This is a genomic window from Peribacillus sp. YIM B13481 (assembly GCF_042787985.1).
GTDB lineage: Bacteria > Bacillota > Bacilli > Bacillales > DSM-1321 > Peribacillus > Peribacillus simplex_A.
The window spans coordinates 1-26,084 of record NZ_JBHZPE010000013.1; the positions used below are offsets into that span (position 1 = coordinate 1).

The following is a 26,084-nucleotide window of genomic DNA, read 5'->3' on the forward strand; positions in this document are numbered from 1 at the left end:
CCGCAGGAGTCTCGCACTTCCGCTCCAATCAACCTTAAATAGTTTCGTTTTAAAAACAACAATCTTTACGAAAAGAGTCTTTCAAAAAAAATAAGCCTTTAAATTTTCGTGGATTGCAAAATATTTAAGGAGATTCTAGAACTGGCTGGCTTACCCGCTTACCGGTTTTCTCTTCATCATTTAAGGCGTAATGTTCTAGAAACATTCATTCTACACCATTCCCCGGTCTTATTAATAGTGAGTTTAACAATTGACTGGACAGGCAACTTGTTAAGTTGATATTCTCTAGGATTGATACCAAAAACAGTTTTAAAGGCTCTGCTATATGCTTCTTGCGAAGAATAATCGTAATCAAAGGCAACGTCAATTATCTTCCTGTTATTTGCTTAATCTTCCGTCAATCTTCTAAGAAGAATATAGCGTCTAATACTTATAGAGGTATCAATTTCTTTCTTTTGATATTTCTTGTTATATATAAAATTAACCTACACTACACTGCCACGATAGTTGCGTTGCATTAAGAAAAAGCTGTGTCCCCTTTATCCCTAAACAAGCCCTTGATTCCATGAGCAAAGGCTGTTTTTTACGAGTTTCTTCTATGGTACTCACTATTATATAAACAAATTCGTGAAAATTGTTTATATAATACGGACGTTAAAAATAGGGAATTTTATAAAAAAGTAACCCGTTCGTAAAAGTGTATTTTTACGAACGGTAAATTTGTTCTTTTGATATCTGATTTGAAGCGGCGGGTACTTTTCGTGTCTTATGATTAATCATTTCTGAAGAGTAAACCATGATACTTACCATTCCTCCTTGCGTTGTAGCTCGGATTAGAATAGGTTGATTGTACTTGTTTTTAAAACTAAAATCAGGACCATACCAGCTTACTGTAGCATCGCGGCCAGGTGGAACATACGGAACGCTCCTAGTATGGGAATAGCGTTGAGTTGTTTGCAACCCTGCATTGTCGATAGCATTAAACAGGGTGGATGACACCTGACAAATCCCTCCACCAATCCCTTCAGAAAACTCTCCTTTAACGATAACTCGAGCGAGCAGATATCCTTTATCTTCTGATCTCTTGCCAACGGCTTGGTTAAAAGAAAACGCCTCTCCTGGAAACACGACATAATTATTTATGGCTTCTGTAGCAAGTGAGATATTATTTGAACGATTTTTGTTGTTCACATTAAAATAGGTTCTATATTCACCTATCTTTTTTTCACGAATCTCCGCAAGTAATTCGCTGTCAACTTTTGGATGAATAGCAAGCAAAGGTACTTCTAGTTTGTATGCTCTACTTCTGTACAAAAAGGAATAAAATTGCTCATTAAATGCTTGATGGTATAGCTTGTAACCTACCCGCCCAGGAAGAATATTGCCTTGTTTGTCTATTGTGGCATTTACAGGTTTTTGGTACACTTGTTGGTCTATTTTTTTGACAAATTGATTGTATTTATCCACGTCCATGATAGGAACATCTAGTAAGGGCATAGTAATATCAGTATGGTTGACACTGGCAATCGTTCGTCCTTCATGGGTTACCGATAAGCTTTCAGAAATATTCACTTGTTGAACGAATAGTAAAATTCCGGCAATCCATGTTAATCTCAATTAAACGCACCCCCATTATATTACTGCACCTTACTTCACAAATCCTATTTTAAGTCTTCATAGAGCAAGTCTTGATCAATAATCCAACGATCAGTCAAACTTTCCCTTCGGATCATAAAATGCATAACCTTTATTTCTTTGCCTTCTCTCTTCTTATAAATAGCTGCTTGAACGGGTACATCCACGAGAAAAAGCCCATTTAGTTGTTCAGGCGGTTGTCTTAAAGGGTCAACTACTCCAAAATATGTAATATCTTTGACAAGTTTATTGACACGATTAGGATGACTCGGATTTGATAAGGTCATTGCTAATAATTTCTGATTTTCTTGATTAATGGCAATGGTAAAAATACGTATAAGTTCATAGGGACTTACCGTTTGTAGATAATCATCAAGCTTACCAGCCGCTTTCAATACCATTAATTTATGAGAAAGATCTTCGTTTTTCAAACGATGGGTAATGCTTCCAGAGAAATGAACACAGAAATGACCTGAAAAACCATTTTGTAGAGCTCCAGCACCATGTGGCATTCCGTGCATAGATGCAGCAATCATTTGATTATTGATTAATACAATAATGGCTCTTCTATTCCAACTCCATTTATTATTATAAATTTTCTTCATGATTTGAGTATCTTCCTTGGTTAGTGGCTGTACATCGGCATGATGGCTACCTGCTCTTCGTTGTACCTTAAATGATAAACCAGTTTCAATATCAATAATGGTGAAATTTGTTTTATTAGGAATAATGTTGTTTACAATCTCCCAAGGTAACATCTCAATTTTAAAGCTTATTGGTACTTCTTCATCTTCCCATTCCATTGCATAGACCGAGTGATCGACCATTGAGACAATTATAAAAATAGCGATAATTACTTGATACAATTTATTGTTTTTCATTTGGTTTCTCCTGCAATTTTTCTTATTATTTCAGGATAGAATCAGTTGAATACCTTTGAATATTTGGAAATTCTTCAAATTAGCCCCTCCCTGTTAATTTATGTTCTAAACACTGGGTTTGGGGGAATCAGCTATAAAGGCTTAAAAAGGCTCAGTCATATTAGTGTTTATGGTCCAATAAGTACTTTTGATATCCCTAATCTGTAACTTAGAAACTACACAAAATGCCATGATTCAATCTTTGCAGAATAGCATTGAGCAAATTAAAAGCTAAAATGGATTGTTTCACGCCCATTTTTTTGATATCTTGCTGGATCTCTATGTTGGAAATTATACTATTAACAACATGGAATAAGAGGGATAAACACTAATTCATTTCTAATTCATTGGGATCGTGGATCATGTCTAATGGGTAAATAATTTGTGAGCTTCTGTAAGGGCTATACTCAGATGATTTAATCTGCTTTAAGTACTTGAATACATGCTGCGAAGTCAGACTTCATCATGTAATATATAGGCCCCTTTTAAGCCCTCTATGGACTAATAGTTTTGGGAGTTTAATCTATACAGTTCTTCTTTATTCCAGTTTCTATTCACTGACTGCACCAAGAGGAATGAGAAGTCAAGAATTAGTGGATTTAACATGGGGGAAATACGTTTAGTTCGAGGAAAAAGGGGAAAAAAACACCCCTCTCCCTTAATCCCAGTTCCTTAACGATATTTAAAGACTATTAAGAAATTCTTTTTGAGTAACACACATGTAACACACATAATAGTAAACCGATCTTTTATAATCAAAAAACTAAGCCTTTAAATCATCGTGGATTGCACAAAATATTTAAAGAGAATTTAGAAAGAGCTGGTCTACCCGCTTTCCTTAGTACCTACATTCCACTTAACCCAGGCAGCATAACATCCAATAAAATCAAGTCTAAAATCAAGTCGATTCCAGATTACAATGAGGTTTCTATTCCTGATTTACCGTTATGTTCTACTATGACTTTATTACCCTCATACTGAATTTCATCCTCGAATACAGGAATATGTATTTTCAATTCAATACTTTTCTATTACAAGTCTTAACATTTCAAACAACAAGAAGATAAATGATATCCAGACACCGCCATATACATATCCACCCAAAATATCACTTGGAAGTAATTCGGTCGATGCAATATTTGCAATTGTTAACCACACTAATAATAATAATCCAATTAATGGAACGAATATGGACGTATATTTTTTTTTCGAATGACGAATAAGTAAAAATAAGCATGTTCCATAAATGATTATTGTAATAGTGGCATTTATATCAGGAAAATTTGAGGAATGATACTTCCCCACGAACCGTAATGATTGGAGATAGGAAAAAGTCTGCATAATTGATTCATGAAACAGCCTAGCTCCTAAAATCGAAACGATAAGTAAAAGATACTCAAGCAGCCTATTCCTTCTCTTCCTCCAAATGCGGATGACCGTTACACCAATAATTACTCCAAGTACATAAGGGGATTGAAATACTAACAACCCTTTCATCCAACTCATATATATTGAAGAATCCACTATATATACAGCAATTTCATTAAACTGAGTAAACTCATTATATAAATAGTCTTGAGCCATCCCCAGCATCAAGGTCACCATACCGATTAAAACTAAAGTGAGAAAAATAAGAAAGATCTCTGTTTTTCTTATGGTTTTTAGTCGATTTGTTAACCATTTAATTACATGAATAAATAAGTTTTTAATTTGAACTTTATAAAACCGATAAGTGAAATACCCAACTAACAATACCCCGAAAATAATAATAAAAATAATGAAATATTTACTTGCTGAATGATGGAAGGCCTCCCAGCGGGGTCCCAATACTTTTCCTAGAGTTATAAAACAAAATCCCCATAAAAATGAACCTATATAAGCTGGAATAATAAATTTTCGAAACGGCATTCTAGAAATCCCTGAAATGTAACCACTGAAATGTCTAATTCCTGGAATGAAATAAGCAAAGACCAATAATTTTCTGCCTGAACGCTCAAACCAAGCGGAGGTTTTTTTATATCTTTCCGGTCCCATATGGATATACCTTCCATATTTTTCGATTAGTTTATACCCACCTGCCCTACCAATCCAATAGGTTGCAGTTATTCCCCCACCTCCTGCAACAAAGACAGTCAGGAGTGCCAAAGGGTAATTCATTGTTCCCTGAAAAACAAAATACCCAGCGTAGCTCATTAAAAATTCACCTGAAATTGGTAGAGCCATGAGTTCTAGAAAAACCCCAATGAATAATATTAGATAACTGTGCTGTTCATATACAGTTATTAAGTATGACATATAAATGCCTCCATTTTTTTAAAAAGAAACTTTTGAGTGAATTTTTTCTTCAACTTTAGATCTAATTACAAAAATTGCACAATAAATGAAATCATTTTCTATGTTAATGAAATCCTAATCTTGTTTTAAGGGAACAAAAAGGTTTATGGATAAAATAAAAAAGCTGTACCCTTTTCTAAAAAGGTTACTAGCTTTTTTACAAAGGATAACGAAATTATAGTTTTTTAATCCTAATTGGACTTACCATTAAGAACGCGAGTATTAAGGTAATCCACGCATTGCTATATAAAAAGAATCCCATGCCAGCCAATGGTAATCCAGCTGCTGGAATAGGCAATCCTTTAAAATACCCAATGGTTGGATTAACACTAAACTTAGCTAATCTTAATGCTCCCATAGTTGGGAAAAGGATAAATGCCAAAGACGTTAAAATTGATGGTGCTGCTATCGAATGAAATAGAATTGCAGGAGCAACTCCGAAACTAATAATATCAGCCAAGGAATCCAATTCCACGCCAAATTCACTGTTCACTTTTAATTTTCTTGCAATCCTTCCATCAAGAAGATCTAAAAAAGCCGAAAAGAAAATAAAAACGGAGGCTACTTGCAAAAAGCCACTCATCATATAAGTAATTGAGAGTACACCGCACAATAAATTTCCAATCGTAAATAAATTGGGTACAGCTTTAACTATCTGATTGAACAAGGAAGTCCCCCCTGACGTCGAATAATCTCCGCATTTATGTAGCATTTTCTATATATTCTTCCGCTATTCATAAATATTAGAGGAAAAACTATCCTGGTAAATACAAAAGCCATCAAGTAACACACTTGCCTTAAGATTCGTAATAAAAAACAAGTTAAATTTTTTAACGGAATTTTTTTAAAAAAAGAAGCGACTTTTATGAAATACCCCTTCATAATCGATTTCTTCTCTTCCATAAAAAATAACTTAATATTGAAAGGACCAATAAACTTGTAATTAAATAAATCCTGTATGTTGATAAATATTTTTCAACATTGGTCCAATTTTCCCCTAATATTCTTCCTAGAGTGATAAAAGTAAAACACCAAATTAATGCACCAGTATAGGCGTAAATAACAAATTTTCTAAATGGGAAGCGATTGACAGCTGCTATATACGCTGTAAGGTGCCGTACCCCAGGAATAAAATAACCAAAAAATAAAAAATAGGGTCCGTATTTCTTGAATAATTTCTTTGTTGCATTAATTTTTTGTTCGGTAATGTGAATTTTTGGTCCAAACTTTTCTAACAAAGGCAACCCAAATTTATTACCAATGAAGTAGCTAAGCGAAATCCCCCCTGTTGCTCCTACAAAGGCACTTACTATCGAAATTAAGTAAGATAATTTACTCTGATACACAGTGTAACCAATATATGTAAGAAGCACCTCGTCGGGTATAGGAAGTCCTACAATACCTCCGATTAAAGCAAATATTATTCCGAAGTACCCATAATGTTCTAGAAGGTAAGTAATATGATTTTCCACCTTTTTCACTCCACCTTTTAGGTGATTTCAAACAATCATTTCTGATCATTTATAATCAGCAGTATTTAAATAATAAAAAAAGAAGAAGAAACTTTTAAAGAAATATATGCAAAATGTATGTTTAAGCTATTTTATGTTTTGGTTAAATGCACGAAAAAATTCATTTTTAGTTTTCATAAAGTTGAATATAAAAGGTAGATTAAGTTTTAACAAAAATAAAGAAGCTGCTAATCAAATAAAGGGTTTGGTTTAAAAGTACAAAAAAGTGACAGAAGTTTTGAAGAGGGTTGGAATAACAATGGCTAATCTTTCTATATTGAAAAATGGAAAGGCAAACGCTATTAGATGTTCGACTTTAGAGGCAATATGTAAGGGGTTGGACTGTCAATCTGGAAGATATCCTAAAATACAGAAGTGAAGTATGAGTAAATCCTAAGTCCCAATAAAGACCACAATTAGTGGTATATTCTATTTAAAAATCTACAATAATGTTTAACAAAGCCTATTCAAAAGATACTCCATATATAAATAAAAAGTATTGTTATAAAAAAAACAGTCCGGTTCATCAGACTGGTCTTCTGTTTAGTGAAACACATTTTTAAAATTTCTAAATTGGAGATTGGTAAATCATCAAAAGCCATGGCAACTATTGCACCCGTTCATTAAGAAAATAACTTTATTCAAGAATCGCGCCCTTTAATTGAACTGTTAATATTATTTTGTCGCCCGCTTTTTATGTTAAATAAATATCGCTTTTTTTGGACCCCTACTTCAACTTTCCTGATAGTTAATAATGAAAAATTGGAGTGCAAATAATACCGGTCCATCTTTTAATAAACGGTTAAACTTTGCTTCAAATCGACATTAACCCCCAAATTTATAAAGTGAATTTCCCTCCATGATAACAATAGTAAGTTTCAGCTTTAAGATTTATAACCTTTCTCAAAGATTGTTGGGCTTTCTCGACATTTAAACAAAAGTTTTGATTAGCAATGATCAATTCTTGACCTTCATTAACAGCTGCATCACCTGTAATTACACTTTTTAAACTTGGAAAATACAATGAAATATGCCCTGGTGTTGCTACTACACTACAATTATTATCTAAAATCATATCACCATCATTTACCTTTTCATCAATCGAAACATGCTTCAAATTCTTTAATTGCTGTATAAACCATTTACCAAATTCAATTTCTTTATTTGGCATGTTTTCTAGCATTTCTTCTGCTTGAACCAATCTCTCTGACTTCATTTCACCACTAATGTATTTTGATTCACTTTCACTAGCTATAATGTTAATCCAAGTATACTTTTCTTTAAAATCATATAGGGAGTCTATATGATCACCATCATAGTGAGTAATGATTATATTCTTTAAATTCTTCACTTCATATCCATTTTTTAAAATTTCATTTTCAATTAAAGGTAAGGAATTTGAATACCCTGTATCGACCAAAGTCAGTGCATTATTCATTATAATTAAGTTAGGATAAATGTGATTTTGTTGTTTATTAAATTCAAATTCGATTGGTAGCTCTATTATCTTCATTTTTCTTCCTCCATACTGCATGTGTATGAAATATTCCATGGTTTATTATACATGATATGGAAAAGAGGGCATAAAACCCCGATTTTTAAACAAGCATTATGTTTTTTTAGCGACTTTATTATTTATCACACAACTTTAGTATCCGGGAACATTACATGGTAGTTTATTAGTTTTATTGTTTAATTTTATTTATACTCTAGTTGTGGATAATTGGAACTACTTGCTTTTTGCTATCGATAAAATCGTAATGGTGCTTATAATGCAAAGTGTTCCAAGCCACTCGGCAAAACCGAATGTTACATTCAGCCAGATAACGGATATAAAGGTTGCGGATAATGGCTCAACCGAAGCAAATAAACTTACCTCCGAGGCTGTGATGTATTTCGTACTTTCCAAATAAAAATAAAAGGCAATGATCGTACCGAAAATGATGATGAACAAAACCGCTGAAAAAGAAGGTAAAGTCCAATTGCCTTCAAATGCCCAAGGAGGATGGACCATACTAAAACAAATGCCTCCAATCAACATGCCCCATCCCACAACAATCATTGAACCCCATCTTGAAAGGAGTTCATAAGGTTGCAAAGTATAAAAAGCCAATGCAAAGGCTGATGTTACTCCCCAAAATACTGCCCACCCGGATATGGAAAGTGTACGTATGCTTCCCCCCGTTACAAGCAAAAAAGTGCCTAAAATCGCTATGATCACAGCTACACTCACAGTAATAGTCGGAAAACGTTTGGAACGAATGGCTAAATAACAAGTGATCAGGGCCGGCGCTAAGTATTGAAGGACAGTGGCAGTGGCTGCGTTGCCATGTTCAATTGCTGCAAAATATGTGTATTGAACGGCGAGCATTCCCAGAATGGCAAAAAGGATAATTTGAAGCGCATCTTTTTTAGTTTTCCAAATGCCAAAAACCTGTTTTCTTTCATTTTTAAAAGCAATCCCCAATAAGATTACGCCTGAAAGCAATAAGCGTACCACCGTGAGCCACTCAGGACTGAAACCTTGCCGTTGAAATAGATATTGGGCTGCCGTTCCTGATACTCCCCATAATGCAGCGCCGGTAAGTACTAGAGCGATCCCTTTATTTCTTGAAGGTGATACATCGACTAAAGTATCATTACTCATTTTTTTCTTCCCCACCTTTTACACGATCCATATGGGCTTGAATCCTAAAATAACTTTCTTTCCAATTTTTTTCTATCATTTCAAGGGCCATCGAGAGATTTCTTTGTCTTAATGCCTGTATGATCCGATCATGCTCATTACCGGAAAGATGTACACCAATTACCTGATTGAAATAATACAGTTCTATTCGTATAAGTTTTTGTTTTAGTCCAGATAGAATCCGCTTCAATTCATCATTTACTGGAAGATTGATGTAAATGGAGTGAAAGTCATTATCCTTCTGGACGGCAGCTAATTGATTTCCTTCGACAATTGCTTTTTTCACTTCCTGATTGATGACTTCCATCTCAATTAAGTGTTTTTCTTCTAAGATATCAAAAGCCTGTTCCATAGCTAACTTTTCCAGTGTCCAAACAATAGAATATATATTTAATACTCCATCGAACCGAATAGGGGAAACAATAGTTGAACGGCTCGGCTTGGTCTCCACAAACCCCTCATCCTCGAGCCTTAATAGTGCTTCTCTTATAGGAGTACGGCTTACTCCTAATTTTTCGGCTAATTCTTTGTCACGTAATTGTTGACCTGGCGTAAGTGTTCCCTGGACAATCCAATCCCGCAAGATTATGTACGCTTCTTCACGTACAGAAGTACGTTTAATTTTTTGAGTTGAATCTGAATGTACCAACGGCTATTTCCTCCTCAAAATACTAATATGTAGTATGCAATATATCACATATTGCATGCCGTTGGAATGAATTTTAGAAAATTTACTTATGTACAGTTTTTAAAAAGATTGTCTAAATGTAATTATCAAACTGGGTCCTTAGATAAAACATACACAAAGCTTATTTCGCATGATAAAGTGACCCCATCCATAGAAAATCCATTCCTTTTCTATGGATGTTATTCCACTTTTTCCATCAATCGTTGAAACCTTGTGCTTTACAACGATTCCCTGTATAAACTAAGCTTTTCGTTTATATCGGTAATATGGAATGAATGCCTCTAAATTTGTTTTGTTTCCAAAGTCTTAGAACCTATTGGATCAATGAGTGATTCAAACTCCCTTCAAATTAATTGAATGGTATTAAAAAAATGTTTTGTAAATCTCCTGGTGCCGATTGCATTCATTACATGAATATTCTATTTCTAATGCATCTTCCCTTACTGTGTGCACTGTCTCCTTTTTACATGTTTCACAAAATCTCTTTTCGGATATTTCTTTCATTTATCAATCACTCTCCGAATTTCTTTGGTTTTTTTTGGGGCATGTTCAGTATATTTTGCGAATATTAACAAAAAAATACCTTTTTTCCTGAAGGTCCCCAAAAAGAGAAAAAAACAATAATACTGGATTACTCAAAATTCCTTAGGATTCCAATACATCAAAGCTGCATGAAACGGATATTCGTATTCAAAAACTCCTTCTTTTTCCACAACATATTTATTAAGGATTGTTTTTACTTCATCATAGGAAAATTGTTCATCGAGAATTTTTGTCGTATTATCACGAATCATTTCTTCATATGTGGAATAGATTTTTTTACTTTTCAATTTCACGATCTTGCAGTCCGCCAGTATTCCTAGTTGATACAATACATTCAAGATGTGTATGTAATCCCGTTTTCTTAAATTGATTGTATATCCTCGTTTCTCCAATTCCATATAATGAGGTTTTTCTGGTCCTGTCGTCATACCGACTATCACTAAACGGGTTGCTGACTCATTCATTTTTAATAAGGTGTGACCGATATCGATCATACGGTAATAACAATTAAAACCAAATACTACATCATATTTATCCCTTTTCGTCTCACTTTCCCACTTATCATGAATCAAATCCATGTTCTCGGTACCTTTTTCATTCGCCAGAGATGCCAAAAAACTGATAATGCTTTTAGAACTATCAATACAAGTTAGCTTCCTGACCTCTTGTGCAATATCAAAGGTGTAATTGCCCCAGCCAGGACCGATTTCCAATACATGGTCTTCGCGATTTAATAATGGCAGTAACTCTTGGTGCACTTGTTTAGTATAAGGGTCCGCTTTATGTTGTTTTTTCCTTTCAACCATGGATGACCAAAAAGCTTCTTCTGCTGCATCATCTTTAAGTCGATTCGGGACTTTACCATAATGATCTACCATGGATTGTCTCCAAAGTTCAATATAATCAAGATTATTAGTCTTCATCTGTTCTCTCCTCAAATTATATAATTTATGTATAATAATTTTCTTAAACCATTCTACCCCATAGTTGCAAAAGAAAAAGAGCTGCAAATCAGCTCCTGATAATGCACAAAGCCTTTTTCTATTATTATCTCTCAACATATTAGCATTGGCCATACTTAACTTCTCGTAGCGTTAATGTGAAAGACTCACTACTTTATTTCTCTATTTTATAATAAGATTATCCATAAAGTATTGTTACGTTCGAAAAGGGGAATGCTGACGTTTCATCCGCTTCTCCCCCTTATAAAAGGTTTACACGTTTTTAAAATGCTGTTTTATATAAGAATTCACTTTATCAGGCACTTCGATTTGGATAAAATGCCCGGCATTTTGAATGATGTGAACCTGTGCATGTGGTAAACCTTCTTTCTGGAGCTTGTAGGCAAATTCAAACGGTATATAAGGATCCATCTCTCCCCAAATTATTGTGACAGGTATTTTGATCTGATTTAGTTTTTGATTGTACGATTTTACCTTTTCTATATTTCCAGAACGGTATAGATCTAAGATGACTTTACAAGATTCGGGTGTTCTAAAGACATGAAAGAAATCTTCCAGAATTTCGTCAACTATGTTCGGAATCGTTTTCTTCAATTCAGTTTGAGCTTGGGGATCATCTGACATGCGCTTCATTATTTTCTCTCCGACATTTGGTGTTCTCCAAATCTGAGCAAGTGAGTGCCACTTATAATCTACTGATATGGTTGTATTTGAAACAAAGAGACTTAGTATTCTCTCTGGATGATCACATGCCCATTTCAGTCCAATAAGTCCGCCCCAGTCATGTACAATAAGGTGGAATTTATCTAGATTAAGTTCTTTTGTAAAATCCGATACAAACTGTTCATATCTTTCCCATGTTGAGGATTCATCAAACGGTTCACTTTGGCCGAATCCTGGGAGATCAGGTGCAATGGTTCTAAATCCACAAGACACAATGCATGGAATCATTTCCCTCCACAAAAGGCTGGACTCAGGTACCCCATGCAATAAAAGAACTGGGGGATCATTAACGTTGCCTTTCTCAATATAAGATACGATCTTTCCATTTATTATCATTTTTTTCTTTTCCACTTTTATCTACCTCCTGAATAAAGTATTTTGAAACCTTTTTGCATTCAGCCAGGTCATAGTTCCTGGCTTGAAAGGGGATTTCTTCGGGAATAGACGATTGTTAAAATAAAACTAATAGAGAGTTTATATGGAATTACTATCAAATTCCCTCTCTCATTTCTATGTTAGTTCGCTATTTAATGCTTGTGTTTTTAGGTTTTTATCCAAAGTTTATTCAAAATGGATTTTTCGTGGATATGGACTCCTTCAATTCTTTGTCCGAAATTTATTTGCTTCCATCTCTACCCTATATAACATCAAAAAGCACAACAAAAAAAGGTAAAGCTATAAAAAGGCCTCACCTCTGAAATGATAAAAACCTTTATTACTCTAAAAGTATCAAAGTTTTTAGACATCTGTGGACTTTTGCTGAGTGAAGAAAAATATGAAGATGATAATGGGAATGGCTATTAGAAAAGCATTGTTTCTCGAACTTTTAATTGTAGGAATATCTGTTAGTGACATTTTTTACTCATTCCCTTTTAATGTAGTTAATAACTCTGATGGAACATTATAATGCTTCTTTACAATGGTATTAAAAAAATTATAATCTTCAATTGGCAATGCCGGAACAACTTCAGGATAACCAAAAATAGGACCGGAAACATTAATTGTGAAATCACCAGACGAAATAAAGATTCCTGTCACATGTATGGCATCATTGATTAATAATATAGCAATAATGATGTCCAATATATCGATAAAAAGATTTCCCGCTTGCGAGTGGTCCCTCCCTTCTAAACGATGCCCTCCAAAAAGAGGCCCACCTAATGAGAGACTAAATCTGCCTGGTCTTACAAAAACGCCAATGATTGTGATTTGTCCAGTTAATAATAGGATGGCTGTTGTAATTTCGAGATTACGCTGAAAGGAGTGAATTACTTTTTTTTCTGAATTAACTACACAGGTTTCAATCAATATCACCACTCCCCATGTAGGCATTTTATTCATATAAACGGGCAAACGTCACTGATTTGTTTGATTTTTTATATTTAAAAGTTCTATTACTGAATATATTGCTTTTTCAATTTCTTTATATCCGGTACACCGACAAATATTCGAAGAAAGCCATGTTTCAATCTTTTCAGGACTTGGGTTCCTGTCATTAAGGAGTAAAGCCTGGCAAATCATTATAAAGCCTGATGTACAATACCCACATTGAAAAGCAAAATGTTCCACAAAGGCTCTCTGAATCGGGGTATTCTTGAGGCCTTCAATTGTAAGGATTTCTGAATCGATTGCTTCAATGGCTAACATTAAACAGGATTTCATTGGCTGTTTATTCATTATCACCGTACAAGCGCCGCAATCTCCATTTAAACATCCAGGTTTAGCTCCTGTAAGTCCAATTTTATCTCGGAGAACATCTAGCAATATATCCGATGCCAATATATCCCTCTCATACTGTTCTTTATTTATTTCTAATTGAATGGTAACTTTACGATCCGCCGAATGGCTATTCATGTTCCTCACCACCTATATATGACAAAATGTATGAAAGGGTATTTTCTAAAACAAATAATCTATATTCATTGGATCCTTCTATATCGTTTAAAACCGGAGTTGGTAAATACTCAAAGGAGGTTAAAATTCGATCTTTAAAAGATAAACTCTTATCATTTAGTTTGTTTTCCATTTGAATTGACCGAAAAGGATATGGACAAACCCCGCTGAATGCAAATCGAATAAATCCTTCTTTTTTTAATGAGGCAACTGTTAAAAGCGGATATCCCGTTTTCCATTGCTGCCTCTTCTTTACACTAATGTGTTTAGCTTTCAGATATTCTTTTTCTGTTACAATTTGAACGAGAAATTCCCCTTCGTCAAGTCGTAGCTCTTTATGGAAAACTTCATTAATAAATTCTTTCCTCGTTCCTTTTGGTCCGGCAATAATGACAGTACTATCTGATAATAAAAATGGAAGAACTGACTCTCTATAAAAAATTTGACCACATATGTTTCCACCTATAGTGATTTTATTTCTTGATGTATAATCAGCAACTTCTTTTGAAGTATCCGATAATAGCGGAAATAGCTTATTTTCTTCGATTGCACGTAAACTCAATGTTGAGCCAATGATCAGTTCTTGGTGTTGAAACCCGAATGCATTGCATTCGGGAATCCCTTTCAAATCAATAATCGCATCGGTGTATATAAAATTTAAACGTCCTAATGTTAAAATTTCAGTCCCTCCACCATAATACATAGGTTTTTTTTCTTGTAATTTTAATAGTTGATAAAGTTCAATCGCTTCTTTTATCGATTGAACTTTATAATAATCAAAATTATAAGGTAACATTAATCTCTTCTCCCTCTCTTCCCCCTCCAAATGAGTTCAGGAAGTAATGGCAACTGGTTCAAAGGAATCCCCGCAGCCAAAGATAAACTATTACCTAAAGCAGCTGGCATACCTAGAAGCCCATGTTCTCCAAGGCCCCTTGCGCCATATGGGGCTTCTAAATGTGGTGTTTCTACAAATTCACAAATATATTCAGGGTTTTCTCCATATCTTAAGGGTCTATAGGTTCTGAGTTGAGGGTTTAATACTCTGCCAAGGTGATCGAAATAGAATGTTTCACGCCCGCCGAATGCTATGCCCATGCTCATTGCACCCATTATTTGTCCTTCTGCAGTTTTTTGATTCAAAACCTTTCCTGCATCAATGACAGATATTGCCCTTACTATCCTGTAAGTATATTCATTTATGTCATACTCTACTTCTACCCCTTGTGCGCCAACAGTCCATTCAGGACCTGGTCTGCCAGCACCTGTATCGGGATCTAAATTTGTTATATGTGGAATGGTATATTGTCCTCTACCGATGATTTGTCCTCCAATCGTACTTCCGTCAGGATATGTATACCCATACACTAGCCGTTTGAAAGGAATTTCTATATTCGGTTCCCCTCTCATAAAGACCCTTTCCTTGCCAAGGACGATATCTTCAATTGGAGCTCGTAATACACAAGAAGCAAGTTTCTTTATTTGCAAAAGAGCATCTTCCGCAGCTTGAATCGCAGCCCTTCCTGCCATTAATGTTCCACGGCTTGCTACCGTTTTCCAATGTTCTGGAGTATTTTGTGTGTTTACCTTCATCTGAACGTTTACGCGATCAATGGAGACCTTTAATTTATCTGATACAATCTGTGCTAATATCGTTTTCGTTCCTGTACCGATTTCTACTACTCCTGAAATAAGGTTTACACTGCCATCAGGGTTAAAGGTTAATATGACACCAGATCCAGCGTTGGTATCGATCGTTGAAGTTTTCCATAAACAAGCGATCCCTTTTGCCCTTATTATCTTGTCGTTTATTTTTACTAACTGGCCCTCTTCCCAATTCATTTTTTTCTTAAGCACCTGTATGCATTTAGGAAGATTACCTACCGTGCTCGAATTCAATTTAACTTGTGTTGGGGTGGAGTTCCCTGGGAGTATCGCATTCATTTCACGAAGTTCAAGTGGATCCATTCCAAGCTTTTTTGAAAGAGAATCCATGGCCCGCTCAAAAGCAAACAGAACTTCTGTATGGGCGAAACCTCGATAAGGCGAGGCATATGGATGATTTGTATACATACAGAGAGAGTCGCACCAAATATTTTCTATATTGTAAGGTCCGGTACAATCTACAGCTCCAGCACGGCTTAGATCTGTAGCTTTGTCGGCATATGCTCCCCCGTCCCATAAATACGTCAGCTCTGCGATCTTTAGCAAACCAGATTTTGTACAACCTAATTTAATTGTAGCATCTAATCCAATATGACATGGTGATGTCAAAATATCCTCTTCACGACTATTTTCAACTTTTACTAGCCTGCCATTAACGGCCTTTGACGCGATATAAGCTAATAGTTCAAGTTGGACCGAGGCTTTACCACCGAATGCCCCTCCAACAAGTGGAGTGTTTACTATGACGTTTCCAATTTCAACATCAAAGTAATCACTTATCAAACGCTTGATCATGAAGGGAGCTTGAGAAGAAGAAGTGATAATGACCTTATCATCTGAGTGAATTTCCGCTAAAGAACATCTTGTTTCCATGGCTACATGGTCGGAGGGCGAAAAAGAAAACTTTTCCTCAATAATGATTTCGCTCTCTTGCCAACCTGTTTTTCTATCACCTTTTCTGATTTTAGTTCGGTTTGCTATATTTGTGCCTGGCTCGGGAAATACCTCGGATATTTTTTTATAGGTATCTAAATCTGGGTGGAGTAGAGGGGAATTGGGATTTAAGGCTTCTGCTGGTGAATTGACAACGGCTAAAGGTTCATAGATAACTTGAATATTGTCAGCTGCAATCTTTGCTTGTTTCATTGTATCAGCAACAACAAGTGCTACTACTTCTCCATGATAGCGGACTTTATCTAGAGCTATGGGGTACCGATCCCTGATTTCTTCTCCTGTTAGTGGTAAATTCCCACCTGTTATGATTGCGCGAACGCCTGGAACTTTTTCAGCTTTGGTTAGATTAATATTTTTAATAAGGGCATGTGCATAAGGACTAATTACCTTTTTAACATGAAGTGTTTTTACTTCTTCGCGGTCTCCTGTGTAAATCGCCTGCCCAGTCACCTTTTCCCAGGCATCTTTTCGAGTTACCCCTTTTCCGATAATATCCATATAGTCTCCTCATTTTCATTATTATTCTTATTTAATTGTTATCTATTTTGCTTTTCCAAAAAAGGTATTCTTTCATATTATCAATATCAACAAACCATTTTTCCTCATAAAAAGGAACAAGTACCCCCTGTTCTTTCTTCGCCATTAGAATCTGTCTGGCTCCTCGGTCTCCTCGTAAAAGGTGAATGTCGGAAAAGAGGTCTTTGTCAATAAGTATGGGAGGTCGTATACAACCATGAAAACTAGAGGCAACAAAGGAGTAATTAGGGTTTCCTTTGTATATTTCGATGAGTTTGTTTATCATATTTGTTGTTATAAAGGGCTGATCAGCAAGTAAAATTATTACGGCGTCCGAATGTATGTTGTTTGCTGATCGTATACCTGTTTGGAGTGAATGGGATTGACCTGCTCCAGGTTCTTTAGTTTCGACCGTAATTATTTTTTCAGAACAAAAACCTGATAAATCCAGGTGGTTTAAATGATTTGAAATTATGATAATATCGTTAAGTTCAGATAGAACCGCTTTTTCTAATCCCCATCTTCCCATTTCTTTATTTCCTAATGGCAATGTTAATTTATTTGTACCCATTCGATAACTATTTCCAGCGGCCAAGTATACCCCAGTTATTTTCATTCCGGATGTTCCTTCATAATTTTATGCTGAATTAATTCAGCTATAATGCTAACAGCAATCTCGAATGGGCCGTTAGCTCCAATTGATAAACCGATAGGTGAGTGTATATTATTAGGGATTTTCTTGTCAAATAAACTGGCTGTACGTTTTTTGGAACCTAAAATGCCTAAATAGGATAATGACTGATTCATCATTAGTGAAAGTATTTCTTTATCTCTCTGAAAGTTATGAGTCATGATGATAACATAATCATCTTTTTTAAAAGATAATTGTTCCATAATTTCAGTTGGGAATCCTACAATATGGCTAACTGCGTCGGGTATATTATTTTCGTTACAAAGCTCGGACCTCCAATCGCAAACAGTAACTAAAAACCCTATTGAGGTAGCCATTGTGACAACTGGATATACATCACATCCAGCTCCAAAAATGATTAAACGGGGTTTAGGTAAAATCTTTTGCATATAAATAAAGCTAACATCATTATCTTTGGGTGCATTGTGATTCTCATTCTCTGGTCGGAAAGAATACCCCAATAAGTTCCAATCATCATCTAGCTCAATTTGATGAACGATTACCTTAGCTTCTTTAATGGAAGCCAAGACATATGAAAGATGTTCTTTTAATTTATGGTCCACATACTCCAGTAATATATATATAGTGCCGTTACAACCTGTTCCAATACCCCATTCTAGATCTTCATCACTTTCCATGTGATATACAAAGGTCTCTGTATTTTTCCTTTCGAACACTCTGCAAGAATGAAGAATAAGGTCTTCCTCGATACACCCAACACTAATTATGCCTAGAGATGAACCATCTTTTTTTATAAGCATGGAGGTACCTTCACGCAAGTATGCTGAACCTTCCACATGAATGATGGTAGCCAATACACACTCCATAGAGGTCGATTGAACTTCTTCAAGGATCGTATACATTTGATTCAATTGTCTTCCTCCTGGTCTCCTATGAGTTCCTTCATTCTATTAATAACATTATGTTGATTTATAAAAAAAATGTGTTTATATAGGGAATAAATAGAATAGAATTATTCTAGCGCGGGCTGAGCACATGGGAAATGTGGTTTTTCCTGATTTATGCTTTAAAGACTCACAGTCATTTAATCTTTGTATGTAGAGAGTGTATCATTCGATGTTTAAATTAAAGGGGAGGGATATAAGTGTATACCTATTTTATTGGTAAACAAAAAGGAGCAAAAATTTTGCTCCTTCATCCAATCTTATTTGTTTTCCTTTTGAATAAATTTTATCTTTTCGATAAAGCAGACCAAGTATTTTCAAGCCACTTATCAAAGTCTGCCCCTTTTTCACCCTCATAGGTGTCATATATATCCATTCTCATTTTCTGAAGTTTCTCTTTGAATTCAGCATATGAGTGATTTTCTGGTAAACTCTTCTTGATCCTAACTAAGATTTTGGTTAATCCTTTAACCAATTCGCCCTTTTTCCTTGGTGGCAATTGAACATTTTCGCCTAATCTTTTCAGTTGACGGTATGCGGACTCTTGAACTTTATATACAGAATCACTATTCATGATATGTTTGAGAATATCGATTACTTGATTATTTTTTGACTGACCTAACTCTTCGATCGCATCTAAACGTTCTCTCCAATTAGATTTGCGATTGGCAGATTTTTTTAATTCCTCATAGTTGGCAGGTAACTCGATACCTTTTATTTCTTTGTTATTCAAATGAATCATTTCTCCTTCTGTCTTTATGTAAATATCGGGATATAGAAAAATGTAAATCCGATACTACAATAATCCATTACCAAGAATGGTTTATTACATTACTTATTATACCCTTTTCCATATCTTAATATAGTTAAATTTCTTACCGATCCGCTGTATTTTCAATTTAATTAACATAAATCGCTATTTTCATCCGCAGATTATCCTCTGTATCATTAATCTACAAAGATATTTTCGCCTTCATCGTTAATGGAGAAAAATTAAAACATCAGTAATTCCCAATGAATCAGGAAATACTGACGTTTAATATTCTATAAAGTTTCAGTTTCTCTTTGGTCAATCCAAGCCGCAAGCCTTGGCAAGTATTTCAACAAGATGCATACTTTTGATTTGGTTTGCTGCTCCCTCCCTTTGAATGCCAATGCTCATTTGCATTTGGCAGCCAGGGTTAACGGTCACTACTGCAGTGGCTTTTGTATCTTTTAGGTTCTTCATTTTTTCATCCAGTATCTTCATGGATTCATTAAAGTGAAGAAGATTGTAAACGCCTCCAGATGCACAGCAACGGTCAAACCCTTCCATTTCCACATAAGAAACACCTGGTATGGATTGCAATAATAAACGAGGTTCCTTTTGGACCTTTTGAACATTGCGTAAATGACATGAATCTTGATAGGAAACGATGCCTTGCCATTCTTCAGTAAAGGGAAGTGGCTCCAATTGATGAAGAATTTGACTGATATCTTTTGATTTTTCCGAGAATGCCCTTGCCGCCCCAGCCCATTCGTGATCATCAGCCAATAGGTGTCCATATTCAAGAAGCGAAGCACCGCAGCCTCCTGCGTTATTTACAATTACATCAGCATCTGATTGCATGAAGGCTTGGATATTCCTCTTCGCCAATGCTTTTGCTTGTTTTATTTCGCCTTGATGGGAATGCAGTGCACCACAGCAATTCTGATTTTCAGGGAGAATGACCTCACAGCCCACAATGGTGAGCAGCTCGATGGAAAGACGGTTGATTCGAGACATCATGGATTCCATGATGCACCCAGCAAAAAATGCCACTCTTAATTTCGTTTCCCCTTTTGCCGGTATTATCGTTCCTGTCCGGATTCGTTTGGAGGACGACTCGATAGGAGGAAGTGCTTGTTCTAAATGTGCAAGGGCAGGGGAAACCTTTTGCAGTACATTCGATGAACGGATAAGTTTGGATAGCCCCGTTTTTTGATAAAGGTGGACTGCACTCCCAATCCTATTCATTCGTTTTGGATATGGAAAAAGATGAACCAATGCCAGTTTTTTGATTTTCGTCATTTTATTTTTTTTGTTCGCTGGTGGGGAGGCTTCAATCGCTTCTTTTGCCGCTTCCAGTATATGTCCGTATGGCACACCGACTGGACATGCGGTTTCACAAGCACGACAGCCCAAGCATAGGTCGATCGGTTCAGCTAAATCTTTTTGGAAATCTATTTTCCCTTCGGCTGCCAGTTTCACTAGATTGATTCGGCCGCGTGGAGAAGCGGACTCTACACCCATTGATTCATATGTAGGACATGCTGGTAAACAATAACCGCATTTTACGCATTGGTTTGTCCAATCATAGGCATCTGAATATAAATTTTGGACCGCTTCATTTGTCTCGTTGGATTTAACAGGTAGATTCATGTAACCAACACGACCCTTGTCTGGCCCTTATCAGGAAAAACCTTTCCTGGATTCATGATATTATTGGGATCCCATGCTTTTTTAATTTTTTTCATCATATTCACCCCTGTTATACCTAATTCCATTTCCATATATGGTGACTTTAATGTACCGATTCCATGTTCTCCGGAAAGAGTTCCCCCTAGTTCTATTGCCGCTTCAAAAATTTCACTGACTGCAAGCTCCACTTTTTTCATTTCCGTTATATTTCGTTTATCAGTAATGATGTTCGGATGTAAATTGCCATCGCCGGCATGACCAAATACAACCAAGTTCAATCCGTATTTTTCCCGGATTTGGTTTAATCTCTCCATCATCGCCGGAATTTGACTGCGCGGAACAGTTGCGTCTTCAGAAATCTTTGTAGGTCCCATTTGTGTAATGGCCGGGGAAACCGATTTACGCGCACTCCAAATCGTTTGGCGTTCTTCCTCTGTCTCCGCAATCTTGACGTAGGAAGCACCCTCAGCCCGGCATAAATCGGCGCACTTATTGATTTCCTCCTCAATCGCCAAAGGGTGCCCATCTATTTCAATGATCAGAATGGCCTCTGCTTGAAGAGGCAATCCAGAAGGACGATAACTTTCAACAGCACGGATACACGCATTATCCATTAACTCCATGGCTGATGGTAGGATTCCTGACGATAAAATGCTGGTAATGGCATGACCGGAGTCGATCAAATGATTGAAGTGGGCGACAAATGTATGTTTTGATTGCGGTTTTGGAATTAAGCGAATGATTGCCTCTGTAACGATGCCCAAGGTACCTTCCGATCCTACGATCAATCGTGTCAAATCATACCCTGTTACATTCTTTACAGTCTTTCCGCCAGTGCGGATGATTTCTCCCGTAGGTGTGACCACCTCCAGACCTATCACATATTCTTTTGTCGTTCCGTATTTCAATCCCTTTGGCCCGCTGGAGTTTTCCAATAGATTTCCGCCAATTGTGGCAACATTGGAACTGCTTGGATCAGGCGGATAGAACAAGCCGGCTTCTTCAGCTTTTTTATGGATATTTGCCGTTATCACACCTGGAGAGACAATGGCAAGCATATTTTCCCGATCAATGATCAATTTATCCCGTAAAAGGGTCATATCAAGAACCATCCCCCCTTTAACAGGTAAAGGGCCGCCACTTAGCGAAGTTCCGGATCCTCTAGGGTAAACAGGTATTTTGTGAGTATTAGCCAATTTAACCACCTCACTGATTTCCTCCGCGTTTTTTGGCTGTATAACGATTTCAGGTAAATATTCCCCAAAAGAAGCGTCATAGCTATAACAATACCTTTCTGCCAAATCAAGGTACATTCTATCACTTGGAATTACCTGACTAAGATCGTCCAGGGCTTCTTTCTCCATAATTCTCACTTCCTTTCTTTTGTGTAATATAATGGTATTCTATTATCCTGCTAGATATAATGAAATAAAAAAGGAGGGTTTTTATTGAAAATAGCACTTATTCACGCAACCACCACTGCACTAAAGCCAATTGAAATGGCATTTCAGACAGTTGCTCCGAACATTGAACTCCTTCATTTCATGGACACGGGCCTTCTCGCCTTGATGGAAAAGAGCGGCAAGTTAACTCCGGAAATCATCCGCCGCTTTTCATCATTAGTGAGTTTAGCCTATGATTCTGGCGTTTCATGCATCCAACTTACTTGCTCTGCTTTTAATGACATCACTTCAATTTTACAACCTCTTTATTCTGTAAAGTTATTTCGTTCAGATGAGGCCATGCTTGATGAAGCACTTCGATATACTAGCATCGGCCTGGTTTCAACCGTAAAAGAAACGCCCGTCGCCCTTCAAAATTATTTATTGAATAAGAATCCGGACTGTTTGATCGAATCATTGGTAGATTCAGGGGTCATCCATTTATTATCTCAAGGAAAAAGAAAGGAACATGACGATCGAGTAAAAAAGATGGTGGAACAATTGGATGGAAAGACAGAAGTGATTTTGCTTTCACAATATAGTATGGAGCATGTCGCAAAGCAAGTTAACCCTTCTGTCCCTATCCTAACGGCACCACTTTTGGCTGCTAAAAGGTGCTTGGATCATTTGAATGGAACGTTTAGCTGATTTTTTTCTGGATAAAATCCGAACTTGGTCAGCAGGATCGATTGTCACATCACTAAAATCCTTATTAACCGTTTGTATGATGGAAACCACCAAAAACTTTTCCAACACCCTGAATTTTTTCAAGTATGACGATTAGAAGGACTGATATGAAAATAACCACGCTTGACACGGATGCAACGATTGGATTGTAGGCATCCTGCATTTGCGAGAAAATCTCGATCGGCAGCGTTCTCATCTCAGGTGATACCATAAAGAGCGAGACCGTTACATTATCAAATGATGTCAAAAATGCGAATAATCCTCCTGAGATGGCCGCGGATCCAATTAGCGGCAGTGTCACTTTCATGAATACTGTTAGTGGATTCGCTCCAAGTATGGCCGCGGCCCGTTCGAGATTATAATCAAATCCACTTAAACCGGTTAATACGAGCCGCATAACATATGGTATGCAAATGACGATATGGGCAATTAAAAATCCTGTAGATGTACCGGCAAGCATCATTGGTGTAAAGTACATTAAAAGTGCAATCCCTAAGACTAATTGCGGCACACTTAATGGAGAAGTTAAAAGGGCCGTAATATACGATTTTCCTGGTATATCATACTTTGCGATGCCAAGGGCTCCCAAAGTTCCGAATATGACGGAGAAAAGGGCAGCTAATGCTGCGAACTTCGCACTATTCAAAAATGCTTCCAAAAATTCAGGTCGCTCCAAGATCTTGGCATACCATTTCAGCGAGAAGCCTTCAGCCGGAAAACTTGGATAATTGGCACTTGTAAAAGAAGCGGGAATAACGACAATGAGCGGTATCAAGATATAGATAATAGCCAACACGGCTACGGCAATCCGAAGGCCTCCAATCGTTTTCATCATCGGAATACCTCCTTGAATTTCCCTTTTTCAAACGCTCTGGTAAAGACAGTTACTGATATGACAGTGGTTGCTAATAGAATATAAGAAAGAGCAGATCCGAATGTCCAATGTAGCAAATTATTTATTTGATCATAGATGACAACAGGCATCACGGGCACATTGGCTCCCCCCATTAATGCAGGCGTAACATAAGCACTCATTGACAAACTGAATACGAGAATGCAGCCAGATACGATACCAGGAATACTTAACGGCAATGTAATGGAAAAGAACCTTCTGAATGGGCTTGCCCCAAGTATCGCTCCTGCCTTATCCAGAGAAGGATCAATATTATAAAGACTTGCAACTATGGATAAGATCATGAAAGGAAGATAAGCATTGGAAAGGCCAATCACAACTCCGATTTCCGAAAACAATAGTTTCAATGGTGCATCTATTATGCCAAGGGCCATCAAGGTTTGATTAATCGTTCCGTTAGGCAATAGCAAGAGGTACCAGCCAAAATTACGGACGACTATACTTACCAAAAGCGGTGATACGATCAAGAGCGTGATATACCCTCTGATCCGCGCCGAGCTTTTGGCCATCGTCAAAGCTACAGGATATCCAAGAAATAAAGCAACCAGGACCGAATATAAACTGATTTTGACAGTCAGCCATAAAGAAGATAAATAATAGCTATCGGAAAAGATTTGTGTATAGTTTTTTAGGCTATATACTGCATCAGCAGCTCCAAGATTATCAGTGGATATGAAGCTTAAATATAAAATGTATAACATCGGTATGACGAAGAAACCAAATATGAATAGCAGAATCGGCGTTAAAAGGAGTAATCCAGGCAGCCAGACTTTCCTTTTCTTGAATTTAGGTTCCTTTTGCGGCTCAATAGGATTCGTTTCCTGTTCTATTTCTTGACTAGCATAACTTCTGATGGGCTCCATCCAATCAACACCTCACTTCCATTTTGCCATGATGAATCGAAAGCAGAAGTCAATACTTGAATACTTTTCCCCTGTAATAGAACATTGATTTCCCATGAGGTACCAAGATAGTTAATTTGGCTAATCCTGGCACGATGGTAATCCAAAGGAGATAAGGAAGTTTCATCAATAGAAAGGATGCGCAGTTTTTCTGGTCTAATATAAATCTTCACCTCATCTCCGGTTTTCAAATCACTATCATTTCCCATGATATTATCTGCGTCGACATGAGTAATATCAGAACCGATCTTGACTGATACTTTCCGCTTGTCCACGGCAGACACTTTCCCTTCAAAACAATTCGATTTTCCGATGAATTGAAAGACGAATTCTGTCTTGGGATGATTGTAAATCTCAGTTGGGGTACTGATTTGTTCAATTTTCCCTGCATTCATGACCACGACTCGATCTGACATGGAAAGAGCTTCTTCTTGATCATGGGTCACAAAAATGGTCGTTACGCCAATTTCCTTTTGTAAACGCTTTATTTCGGCCCTTAGTTCATGGCGCAACTTTGCATCAAGGTTTGAAAGCGGTTCGTCAAGCAAAAGGAGCTCCGGTTCCACTACAAGTGCCCTGGAAATCGCAACACGCTGACGCTGACCTCCTGATAATTCCCTTGGATAACGATTTTCCAATCCTGACATTTTCACTAATTCAAGCGCTTTACTTATCTTCTTTTTTTGCTCAGCTTTACCGACCTTGCGTAATTTCAAGCCAAAACTGAGATTTTCATAGACTGTCATATGAGGAAAAAGCGAATAAGTTTGAAAAACCATTCCTAAATCTCGTTTATAAGGCGGAACCTTCGTAACATTATTGCCCTTAATATGGACCTCACCCCGATCTGCATCAAGGAACCCCGCAATGAGGTTCAAGGTCGTGGATTTTCCGCACCCCGAAGGCCCAAGAAGAGTGAGTAACTCTCCTTGTTTCACCTCCAGATCGATACCATTAAGGACAACATTCGCTCCAAATTGTTTAAAAGCGCCTTTTATCTCTACATCATTTTTATTTGACCCAACCCCCAGAACTGCCTTCAGGTGCTGCCCATTGATTTCCATATCGTTTTTT

General features: G+C 36.7%; 23 protein-coding genes and 2 pseudogenes. 2 read left to right on the forward strand and 23 right to left on the reverse strand.

Features of this window, described 5'->3' with window-relative positions:
* Positions 1 to 182 precede the first annotated feature (182 nt).
* From ACFX4X_RS10065 to ACFX4X_RS10090, 6 genes and pseudogenes are all read right to left on the reverse strand, one after another.
* A pseudogene (locus ACFX4X_RS10065) lies at positions 183 to 440 on the reverse strand (helix-turn-helix domain-containing protein); the annotation flags it as partial.
* Positions 441 to 705: 265 nt separating this feature from the next.
* The gene (locus ACFX4X_RS10070; protein WP_284470767.1) at positions 706 to 1,617 is read right to left on the reverse strand and encodes a VanW family protein; all 912 of its coding nucleotides are present in this window, start codon (positions 1,615 to 1,617) and stop codon (positions 706 to 708) included.
* Between the two features lie 44 nt (positions 1,618 to 1,661).
* The gene (locus tag ACFX4X_RS10075) at positions 1,662 to 2,516 is read right to left on the reverse strand and encodes a hypothetical protein (RefSeq protein ID WP_377383186.1); all 855 of its coding nucleotides are present in this window, start codon (positions 2,514 to 2,516) and stop codon (positions 1,662 to 1,664) included.
* 1,056 nt (positions 2,517 to 3,572) lie between these two features.
* A complete protein-coding gene (locus tag ACFX4X_RS10080) occupies positions 3,573 to 4,850 on the reverse strand; it encodes a VTT domain-containing protein (protein ID WP_377383188.1) in 1,278 nt (425 codons plus the stop codon).
* Between the two features lie 214 nt (positions 4,851 to 5,064).
* Complete coding sequence (gene pssA, locus ACFX4X_RS10085; protein ID WP_377383189.1) at positions 5,065 to 5,556, reverse strand: CDP-diacylglycerol--serine O-phosphatidyltransferase; 492 nt, start codon at positions 5,554 to 5,556, stop codon at positions 5,065 to 5,067.
* A 211-nt stretch (positions 5,557 to 5,767) separates the two neighbouring features.
* Complete coding sequence (locus ACFX4X_RS10090; protein WP_377383191.1) at positions 5,768 to 6,361, reverse strand: DedA family protein; 594 nt, start codon at positions 6,359 to 6,361, stop codon at positions 5,768 to 5,770.
* Between the two features lie 265 nt (positions 6,362 to 6,626).
* Here ACFX4X_RS10090 and ACFX4X_RS10095 point away from each other — a divergent pair.
* Positions 6,627 to 6,786: pseudogene (locus ACFX4X_RS10095) on the forward strand (helix-turn-helix domain-containing protein).
* 452 nt (positions 6,787 to 7,238) lie between these two features.
* Here ACFX4X_RS10095 and ACFX4X_RS10100 read toward each other — a convergent pair.
* The 14 genes from ACFX4X_RS10100 to ACFX4X_RS10165 all read right to left on the reverse strand — a co-directional run bounded on the left by ACFX4X_RS10100 (position 7,239) and on the right by ACFX4X_RS10165 (position 22,430).
* The gene (locus ACFX4X_RS10100) at positions 7,239 to 7,913 is read right to left on the reverse strand and encodes an MBL fold metallo-hydrolase (RefSeq protein ID WP_377383193.1); all 675 of its coding nucleotides are present in this window, start codon (positions 7,911 to 7,913) and stop codon (positions 7,239 to 7,241) included.
* Between the two features lie 216 nt (positions 7,914 to 8,129).
* Positions 8,130 to 9,047, reverse strand: a complete 918-nt coding sequence (locus tag ACFX4X_RS10105; protein WP_125160814.1) for a DMT family transporter — start codon at positions 9,045 to 9,047, stop codon at positions 8,130 to 8,132.
* Positions 9,040 to 9,735 carry a GntR family transcriptional regulator gene (locus ACFX4X_RS10110; RefSeq protein WP_377383195.1) on the reverse strand — a complete coding sequence of 232 codons (696 nt, stop codon included), beginning with the start codon at positions 9,733 to 9,735 and terminating at the stop codon, positions 9,040 to 9,042. The genes ACFX4X_RS10105 and ACFX4X_RS10110 overlap by 8 nt, the downstream gene beginning before the upstream one ends.
* Positions 9,736 to 10,409: 674 nt before the next feature.
* Complete coding sequence (locus ACFX4X_RS10115) at positions 10,410 to 11,240, reverse strand: methyltransferase domain-containing protein (protein WP_377383197.1); 831 nt, start codon at positions 11,238 to 11,240, stop codon at positions 10,410 to 10,412.
* Positions 11,241 to 11,531: 291 nt separating this feature from the next.
* A complete protein-coding gene (locus ACFX4X_RS10120; RefSeq protein WP_377383199.1) occupies positions 11,532 to 12,353 on the reverse strand; it encodes an alpha/beta fold hydrolase in 822 nt (273 codons plus the stop codon).
* Positions 12,354 to 12,860: 507 nt separating this feature from the next.
* Positions 12,861 to 13,316, reverse strand: coding sequence for a hypothetical protein (locus tag ACFX4X_RS10125; protein WP_375166230.1), 456 nt, complete (start codon positions 13,314 to 13,316; stop codon positions 12,861 to 12,863).
* A 42-nt stretch (positions 13,317 to 13,358) separates the two neighbouring features.
* On the reverse strand, positions 13,359 to 13,856 hold the full coding sequence (locus ACFX4X_RS10130; RefSeq protein ID WP_061463220.1) for a (2Fe-2S)-binding protein: 498 nt from the start codon (positions 13,854 to 13,856) through the stop codon (positions 13,359 to 13,361).
* The gene (locus ACFX4X_RS10135) at positions 13,849 to 14,691 is read right to left on the reverse strand and encodes an FAD binding domain-containing protein (RefSeq protein ID WP_377383201.1); all 843 of its coding nucleotides are present in this window, start codon (positions 14,689 to 14,691) and stop codon (positions 13,849 to 13,851) included. Before ACFX4X_RS10135 ends, ACFX4X_RS10130 begins: the two co-directional genes overlap by 8 nt.
* Positions 14,691 to 17,012, reverse strand: a complete 2,322-nt coding sequence (locus ACFX4X_RS10140; protein WP_377383203.1) for a xanthine dehydrogenase family protein molybdopterin-binding subunit — start codon at positions 17,010 to 17,012, stop codon at positions 14,691 to 14,693. Before ACFX4X_RS10140 ends, ACFX4X_RS10135 begins: the two co-directional genes overlap by 1 nt.
* 31 nt (positions 17,013 to 17,043) lie before the next feature.
* Positions 17,044 to 17,646 (reverse strand): nucleotidyltransferase family protein, encoded by a 603-nt coding sequence (locus ACFX4X_RS10145; protein ID WP_377383204.1) that lies wholly within the window; start codon positions 17,644 to 17,646, stop codon positions 17,044 to 17,046.
* Positions 17,643 to 18,584 carry an XdhC family protein gene (locus tag ACFX4X_RS10150; RefSeq protein ID WP_377383289.1) on the reverse strand — a complete coding sequence of 314 codons (942 nt, stop codon included), beginning with the start codon at positions 18,582 to 18,584 and terminating at the stop codon, positions 17,643 to 17,645. Before ACFX4X_RS10150 ends, ACFX4X_RS10145 begins: the two co-directional genes overlap by 4 nt.
* A 328-nt stretch (positions 18,585 to 18,912) precedes the next feature.
* The gene (locus tag ACFX4X_RS10155) at positions 18,913 to 19,359 is read right to left on the reverse strand and encodes a HEAT repeat domain-containing protein (RefSeq protein ID WP_377383206.1); all 447 of its coding nucleotides are present in this window, start codon (positions 19,357 to 19,359) and stop codon (positions 18,913 to 18,915) included.
* 336 nt (positions 19,360 to 19,695) lie between these two features.
* On the reverse strand, positions 19,696 to 21,027 hold the full coding sequence (locus tag ACFX4X_RS10160) for a (Fe-S)-binding protein (protein ID WP_377383208.1): 1,332 nt from the start codon (positions 21,025 to 21,027) through the stop codon (positions 19,696 to 19,698).
* Positions 21,024 to 22,430: an FAD-binding oxidoreductase gene (locus tag ACFX4X_RS10165; RefSeq protein WP_377383210.1), complete on the reverse strand. Its 1,407-nt coding sequence runs from the start codon at positions 22,428 to 22,430 to the stop codon at positions 21,024 to 21,026. The genes ACFX4X_RS10160 and ACFX4X_RS10165 overlap by 4 nt, the downstream gene beginning before the upstream one ends.
* An 84-nt stretch (positions 22,431 to 22,514) precedes the next feature.
* On the opposite strand from ACFX4X_RS10165, the gene ACFX4X_RS10170 reads away from it, so the two are divergent.
* The gene (locus ACFX4X_RS10170) at positions 22,515 to 23,156 is read left to right on the forward strand and encodes a hypothetical protein (protein ID WP_377383211.1); all 642 of its coding nucleotides are present in this window, start codon (positions 22,515 to 22,517) and stop codon (positions 23,154 to 23,156) included.
* A gap of 64 nt (positions 23,157 to 23,220) precedes the next feature.
* Here the strand turns inward: ACFX4X_RS10170 and ACFX4X_RS10175 are convergent, their stop codons facing one another.
* Genes ACFX4X_RS10175 through ACFX4X_RS10185 form a run of 3 tightly spaced genes read right to left on the reverse strand, consistent with a single transcriptional unit; the run spans position 23,221 to position 26,074 of the window.
* Positions 23,221 to 24,027, reverse strand: a complete 807-nt coding sequence (locus ACFX4X_RS10175) for an ABC transporter permease (protein ID WP_377383291.1) — start codon at positions 24,025 to 24,027, stop codon at positions 23,221 to 23,223.
* On the reverse strand, positions 24,027 to 24,971 hold the full coding sequence (locus ACFX4X_RS10180) for an ABC transporter permease (RefSeq protein WP_284470753.1): 945 nt from the start codon (positions 24,969 to 24,971) through the stop codon (positions 24,027 to 24,029). Before ACFX4X_RS10180 ends, ACFX4X_RS10175 begins: the two co-directional genes overlap by 1 nt.
* Positions 24,935 to 26,074 (reverse strand): ABC transporter ATP-binding protein, encoded by a 1,140-nt coding sequence (locus ACFX4X_RS10185; RefSeq protein WP_375166295.1) that lies wholly within the window; start codon positions 26,072 to 26,074, stop codon positions 24,935 to 24,937. Before ACFX4X_RS10185 ends, ACFX4X_RS10180 begins: the two co-directional genes overlap by 37 nt.
* Positions 26,075 to 26,084 lie beyond the last annotated feature (10 nt).

What these genes read in the sequence shown, in the direction of transcription:
- ACFX4X_RS10100 (WP_377383193.1), bottom strand. Translation starts at nt 7,913, where the DNA reads ATGAAGATAATAGAGCTACCAATCGAATTTGAATTTAATAAACAACAA.
- ACFX4X_RS10080 (WP_377383188.1), bottom strand. Translation starts at nt 4,850, where the DNA reads ATGTCATACTTAATAACTGTATATGAACAGCACAGTTATCTAATATTA.
- ACFX4X_RS10165 (WP_377383210.1), bottom strand. Translation starts at nt 22,430, where the DNA reads ATGGAGAAAGAAGCCCTGGACGATCTTAGTCAGGTAATTCCAAGTGAT.
- ACFX4X_RS10115 (WP_377383197.1), bottom strand. Translation starts at nt 11,240, where the DNA reads ATGAAGACTAATAATCTTGATTATATTGAACTTTGGAGACAATCCATG.
- ACFX4X_RS10175 (WP_377383291.1), bottom strand. Translation starts at nt 24,027, where the DNA reads ATGAAAACGATTGGAGGCCTTCGGATTGCCGTAGCCGTGTTGGCTATT.
- ACFX4X_RS10075 (WP_377383186.1), bottom strand. Translation starts at nt 2,516, where the DNA reads ATGAAAAACAATAAATTGTATCAAGTAATTATCGCTATTTTTATAATT.
- ACFX4X_RS10150 (WP_377383289.1), bottom strand. Translation starts at nt 18,584, where the DNA reads ATGTATACGATCCTTGAAGAAGTTCAATCGACCTCTATGGAGTGTGTA.
- ACFX4X_RS10140 (WP_377383203.1), bottom strand. Translation starts at nt 17,012, where the DNA reads ATGGATATTATCGGAAAAGGGGTAACTCGAAAAGATGCCTGGGAAAAG.
- ACFX4X_RS10160 (WP_377383208.1), bottom strand. Translation starts at nt 21,027, where the DNA reads ATGAATCTACCTGTTAAATCCAACGAGACAAATGAAGCGGTCCAAAAT.
- ACFX4X_RS10130 (WP_061463220.1), bottom strand. Translation starts at nt 13,856, where the DNA reads ATGAATAGCCATTCGGCGGATCGTAAAGTTACCATTCAATTAGAAATA.
- ACFX4X_RS10135 (WP_377383201.1), bottom strand. Translation starts at nt 14,691, where the DNA reads ATGTTACCTTATAATTTTGATTATTATAAAGTTCAATCGATAAAAGAA.
- ACFX4X_RS10180 (WP_284470753.1), bottom strand. Translation starts at nt 24,971, where the DNA reads ATGGAGCCCATCAGAAGTTATGCTAGTCAAGAAATAGAACAGGAAACG.
- ACFX4X_RS10105 (WP_125160814.1), bottom strand. Translation starts at nt 9,047, where the DNA reads ATGAGTAATGATACTTTAGTCGATGTATCACCTTCAAGAAATAAAGGG.
- ACFX4X_RS10145 (WP_377383204.1), bottom strand. Translation starts at nt 17,646, where the DNA reads ATGAAAATAACTGGGGTATACTTGGCCGCTGGAAATAGTTATCGAATG.
- ACFX4X_RS10185 (WP_375166295.1), bottom strand. Translation starts at nt 26,074, where the DNA reads ATGGAAATCAATGGGCAGCACCTGAAGGCAGTTCTGGGGGTTGGGTCA.